9 protein-coding genes and 1 tRNA gene are annotated in these 7825 nt (G+C 67.9%); 5 read left to right on the top strand and 5 right to left on the bottom strand.

Going from position 1 to position 7825, the window contains the following annotated elements; all coding sequences use genetic code 11:
• Nucleotides 1-106 precede the first annotated feature (106 nt).
• A tRNA-Tyr gene (locus P1U75_RS03905) sits at nucleotides 107-190 on the bottom strand.
• A gap of 125 nt (nucleotides 191-315) precedes the next feature.
• Here P1U75_RS03905 and rlmB point away from each other — a divergent pair.
• The 5 genes from rlmB to P1U75_RS03880 all read left to right on the top strand — a co-directional run bounded on the left by rlmB (nucleotide 316) and on the right by P1U75_RS03880 (nucleotide 3782).
• Complete coding sequence (gene rlmB / locus P1U75_RS03900; protein WP_300240055.1) at nucleotides 316-1101, top strand: 23S rRNA (guanosine(2251)-2'-O)-methyltransferase RlmB; 786 nt, start codon at nucleotides 316-318, stop codon at nucleotides 1099-1101.
• A gap of 82 nt (nucleotides 1102-1183) precedes the next feature.
• The gene (locus P1U75_RS03895) at nucleotides 1184-1408 is read left to right on the top strand and encodes a hypothetical protein (protein WP_366914952.1); all 225 of its coding nucleotides are present in this window, start codon (nucleotides 1184-1186) and stop codon (nucleotides 1406-1408) included.
• 123 nt (nucleotides 1409-1531) lie between these two features.
• On the top strand, nucleotides 1532-1963 hold the full coding sequence (locus P1U75_RS03890) for a YHS domain-containing (seleno)protein (protein ID WP_300240052.1): 432 nt from the start codon (nucleotides 1532-1534) through the stop codon (nucleotides 1961-1963).
• A 185-nt stretch (nucleotides 1964-2148) separates the two neighbouring features.
• Complete coding sequence (locus tag P1U75_RS03885) at nucleotides 2149-2619, top strand: CoA-binding protein (RefSeq protein ID WP_300240049.1); 471 nt, start codon at nucleotides 2149-2151, stop codon at nucleotides 2617-2619.
• Nucleotides 2620-2957: 338 nt separating this feature from the next.
• A complete protein-coding gene (locus P1U75_RS03880; protein WP_300240046.1) occupies nucleotides 2958-3782 on the top strand; it encodes a M90 family metallopeptidase in 825 nt (274 codons plus the stop codon).
• Nucleotides 3783-4157: 375 nt separating this feature from the next.
• On the opposite strand, the gene P1U75_RS03875 is transcribed toward P1U75_RS03880, so the two are convergent.
• The 4 genes from P1U75_RS03875 to hisF form a co-directional block, all read right to left on the bottom strand.
• A complete protein-coding gene (locus P1U75_RS03875; RefSeq protein ID WP_300240043.1) occupies nucleotides 4158-5405 on the bottom strand; it encodes an FAD-dependent oxidoreductase in 1248 nt (415 codons plus the stop codon).
• Nucleotides 5406-5418: 13 nt separating this feature from the next.
• Complete coding sequence (locus P1U75_RS03870; RefSeq protein ID WP_300240041.1) at nucleotides 5419-6618, bottom strand: benzoate/H(+) symporter BenE family transporter; 1200 nt, start codon at nucleotides 6616-6618, stop codon at nucleotides 5419-5421.
• A 79-nt stretch (nucleotides 6619-6697) separates the two neighbouring features.
• Nucleotides 6698-7012, bottom strand: a complete 315-nt coding sequence (locus P1U75_RS03865; RefSeq protein ID WP_300240038.1) for a phosphoribosyl-ATP diphosphatase — start codon at nucleotides 7010-7012, stop codon at nucleotides 6698-6700.
• The gene (gene hisF / locus P1U75_RS03860; RefSeq protein WP_300240036.1) at nucleotides 7012-7815 is read right to left on the bottom strand and encodes an imidazole glycerol phosphate synthase subunit HisF; all 804 of its coding nucleotides are present in this window, start codon (nucleotides 7813-7815) and stop codon (nucleotides 7012-7014) included. Before hisF ends, P1U75_RS03865 begins: the two co-directional genes overlap by 1 nt.
• Nucleotides 7816-7825: the final 10 nt, after the last annotated feature.

Below are 7825 nucleotides of genomic sequence, written 5' to 3'. Positions count from 1 at the left end.
GGAAAATCCCCGCTGCGCGGCGGAAGGCCAACGTCGGATAAAGGTCATCGCCGGAAAAAGTCTTCGCCGGAAAAAGTCTTCGCCGGAAAAACGGAGAGGGAGGGAATGGTGGGCGACCCTGGAATCGAACCAGGCGTGCGTCTCCGCGAGGGAGTTACAGTCCCCTGCCACACCTTGCGGCCTGTCGCCCATCCACCTGCGCGGTTGCGCCGGATGTGCAGGCGTGATTACAAGCGCGCTCAAGGGGCGTCAACAGGAAAATCCGCCGCCCCGCGGGCCCTGTCCGGGCCCCGGTTTTCGGATGTGGGGGCGAGGATGAAGAAACCCAAATGGGTGGTCGAAAAAGAGCAGGCCCGCAAGGCGGCTGGCTCTGAAACGGTCTGGCTGTTCGGCCTGCACGCGGTGCGTGACGCGCTGATGAACCCGCGTCGGGAAAAGCTGCGCCTGATCGTCACCCGCAACGCGCAGGACAAGCTGGCCGAGGCCATTGCCGAGGCCGGGATCACCCCGGAGATGGCCGATCCGCGCAGCTTTACCGCGCCGATCGACCCCGGGTCAGTGCATCAGGGCGCGGCGCTTGAGGTCAAGCCGCTGGGTTGGGGCGGCCTGGCCGAGTTCTGCATCGGGCGCGCGTCCGAGGGGATGCCGCCGCGGGTGATCCTGCTCGACCGGGTGACCGACCCGCATAACGTGGGCGCCATCCTGCGCAGCGCCGAGGTGCTGGGCGCCAGCGCGGTGATCGGCACGCGGCATCATTCCGCGCCCGAGACCGGCGCGCTGGCCAAGACCGCCAGCGGTGCACTGGAACGCCAGCCCTATCTGCGGCTGCGCAACCTGTCCGAGGCGATCACCGAGTTGCAGGGCATGGGGTTCCTGGTGCTGGGGCTGGATGGCGAGGCCGAACAGACCATCGAGGCCGCGCTGGACGGGCTCCGCGACCGCCCCGTGGCGCTGGTGCTGGGGGCCGAAGGGCCGGGCCTGCGCCCCAAGACCAAGGACACCGTGGATCATTTGGTCAAGATTGACGCAGCCGGCGGATTCGGCTCTCTCAACGTCTCCAATGCCGCTGCGATCGCCCTATATGCCTCTCTGAGCCACTGATCGACCGACCCGGACACGCGAGGCCAGCCCGATTCCACACGGACCCAAGATCGCCACCTGTTGCTATTGCGGCACCCGCGCGGTGCTGGCGCTGAGCGGCAAGGACCGGCACGAGTTGAGCTGTTCGGGCTGCGGCGCGCCGTTGCGCGAGTTGAAGATGCTGCGCGCCGACAAGGTTACCGGACCGGCCTCTGCGCCGTCCCGCCGGCCGAAACCGGCGAAACGGAAGAAACCCGAGCGAAGAAAGGGTCTCATGACCCGCGTGCTGGACGAGGCCTGGGACCTGGTCGAGGACATCTTCGACTGAGGCGTGCGGGGCACGCGCCGCTCCGCATCCATCACAACAACGTCAGCGGGGCTTTGCACGCCGGGTTTCGGAGGGCATTTTGGTGCAATCCTCAACGGTTTCCGAAACGCCATGCACCGCCGCTTGTTCCTGTCTGTCCTGGCCTCCCTGCTGCTGCCTTCCATGGCGCTGGCCGAGATGCCGGTATTCTATACCAGGCAGGGGGTGGCGATTGGGGGGTATGACACGGTGGCGTATTTCACGGAGGGGGGGGCGGTGCAGGGGCGGCCGGATTTTGCGGTGATGTGGAAGGGGGCGGTCTGGTTGTTCGCGACCCGGAAAAACCGTGAGATTTTCGAAGCGAATCCAAGGGCTTATGCGCCGCAGTACGGCGGGTACTGTGCCTTTGCGATGTCGAAGGGACAGGCCTCGGGGACAAATCCGGAGGCGTGGAAGATCGTGGATGGGAAATTGTACCTGATCCACAATCACACCTACATGAAGGTTTGGCTGCAAGATCCGGCACAATATATTGTGTTGAGCGATGCAAATTGGCCGGGGCCGCTGGGGCGGTAGGGGCGAAATTCTCACGAAAATGCGAGCATCCCTTTTTTTTCGTGGAATGGTGCCTAAATCACACAATGACCGCGGACCGGAACTGCCGCGTGTCATTTCACTGTCCCTCGTTCCACACTGAGCGCCCTTAGCAATTTCGCTTTGGGCGCTTTTTTCTGGCCGCTGACCCGGCTATAGGGTGACCCATGACCGCGTATTCCGATGCCCTGCTGAAAGAGGTTCTCACCCGCACCAAGCGAATCGCGGTGGTGGGGGTGTCGATGAACCCGGTGCGACCGAGCTATTACGTGGCGCGCTATCTCACGCTCAAGGGCTACAAGGTGGTGCCGGTCAACCCCGGCCAAGCGGGAAAAACGCTGTTCGGCCAGACGGTTGTGGCCAGCCTGCCGGAGATCGAGGGCGATGTGGACATGGTCGACATCTTTCGCCGCTCCGAGGCGGTGCCGCCCATCGTTGACGAGGCGCTGGAGGCCTTTCCCGCGTTGCAGACGATCTGGATGCAGATCGGGGTGGAGAACCCCGAGGCCGCCGCGAAGGCCGAGGCGCGCGGCGTCACGGTGATTCAGAACCGCTGCCCCAAGATCGAGTATCAGCGCCTGTTCGGCGAGCTGCGGATGGGCGGTTTCGCCACCGGGGTAATCTCCTCCAAGCTTTGAAACATCCGCAACGCGCGGGGCCGCAAGGGCGGTTAACGCCGGGGGTTTGCGCGGCGGGATTTCCCGGCGTTGTGGCCGGGCCGACGCAGGGCGTCGCGGCGGAGCGCGCGGATCGGGGAGTTTGCCGGGCGTTCTGTACGTTTCGGAATCACAGGCGAGATACGCAAAGTGGCGGAACGGGGGATTCGTCGACGATTTTGTACGGAACGGGGGATTTTGCCCCGTTGCGCAACGGACGGGGCGGTCACGGCGGTTAAGGGCGGGTGAGTCGGCGGTTGTTTTCGGCGCGCCGATCTCTAGGTCTTGGATGTATTGTTCCCCTTTTCAGAGCGGCGCCCATGACCCCCTTGATCTTTCTCGTTCTCCTGGTCGCGGCGGCTGGCGTGTTAGGGTATCGCACCTGGTCCCGGCGCAGGGGGCGCGAGACCCTTTTGGAGACGCCGCTTTCCGACGACCAGCGCGCCATCGTCGCCGAGCAGGTTCCGCTGACCCGCAAGCTGCCCCAGCAGTTGCACAGCAAGCTGGAGGGCAAGATCAACGCGTTCCTCGACCAGGTCGATTTCGTCGGCTGCAACGGGTTGGAGGTGACCGAGGAAATGCGGCTGTCGATCGCGGCGCAGGCCTGTCTTCTCGTCGTCAATAGCGACACCTGGTACAGGCATCTGACCACGATCCTGCTCTATCCCGGGGCGTTCAAGTCGCGGCAGGCCGAGCATAACGGTTACGTGGTGACCGAGCGCGAGATCGTGCGCACCGGCGAAAGCTGGTCGCGGGGGCCGGTGGTGCTGTCCTGGGCGCACAGCCAGCAGGGGGCGCTGGACGACCGGGACGGGCACAACGTGGTGTTTCACGAATTCGCCCACCAGATCGACGATCTTTCCGGTCATACCGACGGGGTTCCGATCCTCGACCCGGAGCAGAGGTTCGCGGATTGGGCCCGCGCCTTTGGCCCGGCCTATGAGGCGCATGTGCGGCAGGTGCAGATGGGGCACCGGACGGTTCTGGATGCCTATGGCGCGGAGGGGCCGGAGGAGTTCTTTGCGGTGGCGGTCGAGGCGTTTTTCGAGAAACCCGTGGAGTTGGAACGCGAGGACCCGGCGATCTATGCGCAACTGGCGGCGCTGTTCCGGCTGGAGCCGGTCACGTGGGAGGGGGGCCGGTAGGCGCGGTAAGCGGGGAGACGCGGCTGGGCTGCGGCGGGCGGTTTGATACACATCAACGCGCAGGCGGGCGTAGTTGCGACCACGTTGCGGTTCGGGTGAGGGGGACGAGCCGCGCAAGGAGGGGTGCTCCCGACCCTGGGTGGGCGCCGGCACTTATGATCGATGCCACGCGGCGCCGCGCTGCCAATCGCTGCTTTGGCGCGCAACGGCGACGGGGCGCCCTCCCGGGGAGGGAGGGTCTCTCGGGCATTGCGTTGCAATGCCCTGCCGACAGGCGATTGCTCGCAATCGCCGAGAGGCGGGCGCGGCCCGGCCTGCGTCCGGGCGAAGCGGGCCTGCGACCCAGGGTTCCGTGCCGGGCGGCGGTGTGTGCGCTTACAGCGGCGCGAAGCTGCGGTCCGGGCGGAACGGGGTGATGTCGAGGTTGGGTTGGCGCCCCTCGGCCAGGTCGGTGACGATACGCCCCGAGATCCCGCCGAGCGTGAGGCCGAGGTGCTGGTGCCCGAAGGCGTGGATGATCCGTTCCGAGGCCGGGCTGGGGCCGATCACGGGCAGCGCGTCGGGCATGGTCGGGCGAAAGCCCAGCCAATGGCTGTCGGGCGCGGGCAGGGGGCCCAGCATCTCGGCCCCCTTGCGAGCGATGTAGCCCAGCCGCCCGGCGTTCTCGGGCGCGTCCAGCGCGGCGATCTCGACCGTGCCGGCCAGCCGCAGCCCGCGCGCCATCGGCACCGCGTAAAAGCCGCCCTCGCCCCAGCCGACCGGGCGGGTGACGCGGGCGGCCTCGCCGGCGTAGAGCAGGTGATAGCCGCGCTCGGTGCCCAGCGGCAGGCGTTCGGCGCCGGCGCCCTTGATGCGTCTGGAGAAGGCGCCGGCGGCCAGCACCGCGTGCCCGGCGGTAAAGGTGCTGTCGTCGAGGGTGATCTCGACCCCGCTGTCCTGGGCGCGGGTTCTGGTGACGGTGGATTGCCGCCATGTGCCGCCAAGCTGGAGGAACCGGGCGTGCATCCGGCGCACCAGCTCCTCGGGGTCGCGGATATGGCGGGCGGCGGGGAAATGCACCGCGCGTTCGATGGGCAGGCGCAGACCGGGCTCCATTTCGCGGGCCTGCTCCGGGGAGAGTTCGGTAAAGGGGATGCCGAGCTGTTGGCGCAGGGCAAGGCCGGCTTCGGCCCCCTCGGCGCCCGCGTCGGTGGACCAGATCGAGAGTTGGCCGCGCGCGACGACGAGATCCTCGGCCCCGGCCTCGGCGATCAGCGGGTTCAGCCCGGCGTCGGCGTGGCTCAGCAGATCGGCCAGATGCCCGGCGATGGCGCGGGAGCGGGCGGCGCGGCAATTGGCCAGGAACGACAGCATCCAGCGCGGGTTGCGCAGGGCGTGGACGTAGGAGACCGCCAGCGGGCTGTCGCGGCTGACCATCAGTTTCGGCAGGCCGGTCAGCACCGAGGGGTCGTTGACCGGCAGGCAGGCATAGGTGGCCAGCGTGCTGGCGTTGCCGGAGCTGGTGCCCGAGCCGGGCGGATTGGGGTCGGCCAGCAGCACCCGGTGGCCGCGCATCCTTGCCCAGAGCGCGGTGGAGGTTCCGACGATCCCGGCGCCGATCACGGCGATGTCGAAGTCCGGCATGGCTGCGCCCCTTTCAGTGTTTGGCAAAGGCCTCGCGCTCCAACAGCAGGCTGGTCAGCACGCCGAAGACGAGGCCCCAGAACGGCGCGCCGATGTTGAAGACCGGCAGCCCGGCCATGGTGACGAGGAAGGCGACCAGCGCGCCCAGCGAGAAGGTGCCGGCAAAGGAGGTCTGGAACGCCGCCTGCAGCGTGCGCAGCAGCGCCAGCCCGGCCAGGGTGGCGAGGAAGGCGGCGGGGGTGGCCAGCAGCAGCGTGGTGACCAGCGGCGCGAACAGGCCGAAGAGGATGGCGAAGAGGCCCAGCAGCACGGCGGCGATCCAGTGGCGCTCGCGCGCGCCGCCGGAAACCAGGATGGCGTTGGACGGGCCGGTGAGGCAGGTGGAGACGCAGCCGAAGAGGGCAGTGACCGCCGAGGCGGCGCCGCAGGCGGTGGTGATCGCGCTGACCGGCGGTTCGTGCCCGGACTGGCGCAGGATGACGATGCCCTGCGCGTTCTGCGCCGCGATCACGGTGATGGCGAGTGGCACCACCAGTTCCAGCGCCGCCGCAAGCGAGAAGACGGGCGTGTAGAGCGTGGGGCGGGCCAGCACCGGGCCGGTGGCCTCGGGCAGGGCCGCGCCGCCGCCCTGCAGCGCCAGCACCGTGAGGCCCACCACCAGCACCACGATCATCGGCGGCAGGAACTTTTGCAGCCTCGGCAGGGCGGTGAGGGCGAAGAAGGCCGTGCTCATGGCGGCGACGAGAGCGAAGTCGGTTTCAAAGGCGCGGACCCAGTCGAGCCCGAACTCGACGAAGACCCCGGCGACCATGCCCATGACGATGGGCATCGGCAGCCGCGCCATCGCCGCGCGCACCCAGCCGGTGAGGCCGAGCACCAGCAGCAGAAGCGCGGTGAGAAGGTAGGCGCCGATCACCTCTTGCAGCGACAGCGACTGCAGCGCGGCGCCCACCAGCACGGTGCCGGGGATGGTCCAGAAAAACGCCAGCGGCTGGCGGAAGGCGTAAGACATGCCGATGGTCAGCGCGCCGTTGAGGGTGAAGGCGGCAAAGATCCAGGAGGCGAGATCGGTGTCGCTGAGCCCGCCGCGCGCACCGGCGGCGAGGATGATGGCAACCGGGGCGGAGGCGGCGAAGAGGAACGCGACAAAGGCGTTGACGGTTTCGATCACGGGCAGGCGCGGGCCGCCCCGCGCGCCGGGTTGGTGGTTCATCTGCTCTTTCCCTCTCGCTCTCCCGGATTGGGTATCCGGCGGCGGGAGGCAAGGTCAAGCATTGAGGCGGGAGGAGCGGTTAGCCCTTGCGCGTGGCCTTCTCGTCGATGCCGCTGATGTCCTGGCGGCGGGCCAGTTCCCCCAGCACGTCGGAGAGCGGCACGTCGCGCGATTGCAGCATCACCAGCAGGTGATAGAGCACGTCGGCGGCCTCGGAGGTGAGGCGGGTGCGGTCGCCCTTGACCGCCTCGATGATGGCCTCGACGGCCTCCTCGCCGAATTTCTCGGCACATTTCTCGGGGCCCTTGGCGAGCAGTTTGGCGGTCCAGCTGCTGTCGGGGTCGGCCTCGGCGCGTTCGGCGATGGTGGCGGCGAGCTGATCGAGGATATGCATCAGGCGAACTCCATCCGCATCGGGATTCCGGCGGCGGCCATGTAGTCCTTGGCCTCGCGAATGGTGAAATCCCCGAAGTGAAAGATCGAGGCGGCCAGAACCGCGCTGGCGTGCCCCTCGGTGACGCCATCGACGAGGTGCTGGAGCGTGCCGACGCCGCCGGAGGCGATCACCGGCACGTCGACCGCGTCGGCGATGGCGCGGGTCAAGGCGAGGTTGAAGCCGGCGCGGGTGCCGTCGCGGTCCATCGAAGTGAGCAGGATTTCCCCGGCGCCCTTGGCCACCACGGTGCGCGCGAATTCCACCGCGTCGATCGGGTTGCCGTCGGCGTCGAGCGCGGCTTTGCGTCCGCCATGGGTGAAGATGCCCCAGCGGGTGCCGACGCCGTTGTCGTCGGTCTCGATGGTCTTGGCGTCGATGGCGCAGACGATGCACTGGCTGCCGAACTGTTCGGCGGCCTCGGCGATGACATCGGGATCGGCCACGGCGGCGGAGTTGAAGCTGACCTTGTCGGCGCCGGCCAGAAGCAGGGCGCGCACGTCTTCTCGGGTGCGCACGCCGCCGCCCACGGTCAGCGGGATATAGCATTTCTCGGCGGTGCGCTGGACCAGATCGTACATGGTGCCGCGGTTTTCATGGGTGGCGTGGATGTCGAGAAAGCACAGCTCGTCGGCGCCGGCGGCGTCATAGGCGCGGGCGGCCTCGACCGGGTCGCCGGCATCGACCAGATCGACGAAGTTGACGCCCTTGACCACACGGCCGTCGGCCACGTCGAGGCAGGGGATGATGCGGGTTTTCAACATGGGGCCGCTC

Source organism: Antarcticimicrobium sp., assembly GCF_029212575.1.
GTDB lineage: Bacteria > Pseudomonadota > Alphaproteobacteria > Rhodobacterales > Rhodobacteraceae > Antarcticimicrobium.
Note: the sequence above shows the minus strand (reverse complement) of the source record. Positions and strands in the feature narration are given on the sequence as shown.

Coding starts and splice junctions, on each gene's coding strand:
- rlmB (WP_300240055.1), top strand. CDS start 316: ATGAAGAAACCCAAATGGGTGGTCGAAAAAGAGCAGGCCCGCAAGGCG.
- P1U75_RS03885 (WP_300240049.1), top strand. CDS start 2,149: ATGACCGCGTATTCCGATGCCCTGCTGAAAGAGGTTCTCACCCGCACC.
- P1U75_RS03880 (WP_300240046.1), top strand. CDS start 2,958: ATGACCCCCTTGATCTTTCTCGTTCTCCTGGTCGCGGCGGCTGGCGTG.
- P1U75_RS03875 (WP_300240043.1), bottom strand. CDS start 5,405: ATGCCGGACTTCGACATCGCCGTGATCGGCGCCGGGATCGTCGGAACC.
- P1U75_RS03870 (WP_300240041.1), bottom strand. CDS start 6,618: ATGAACCACCAACCCGGCGCGCGGGGCGGCCCGCGCCTGCCCGTGATC.
- P1U75_RS03865 (WP_300240038.1), bottom strand. CDS start 7,012: ATGCATATCCTCGATCAGCTCGCCGCCACCATCGCCGAACGCGCCGAG.
- hisF (WP_300240036.1), bottom strand. CDS start 7,815: ATGTTGAAAACCCGCATCATCCCCTGCCTCGACGTGGCCGACGGCCGT.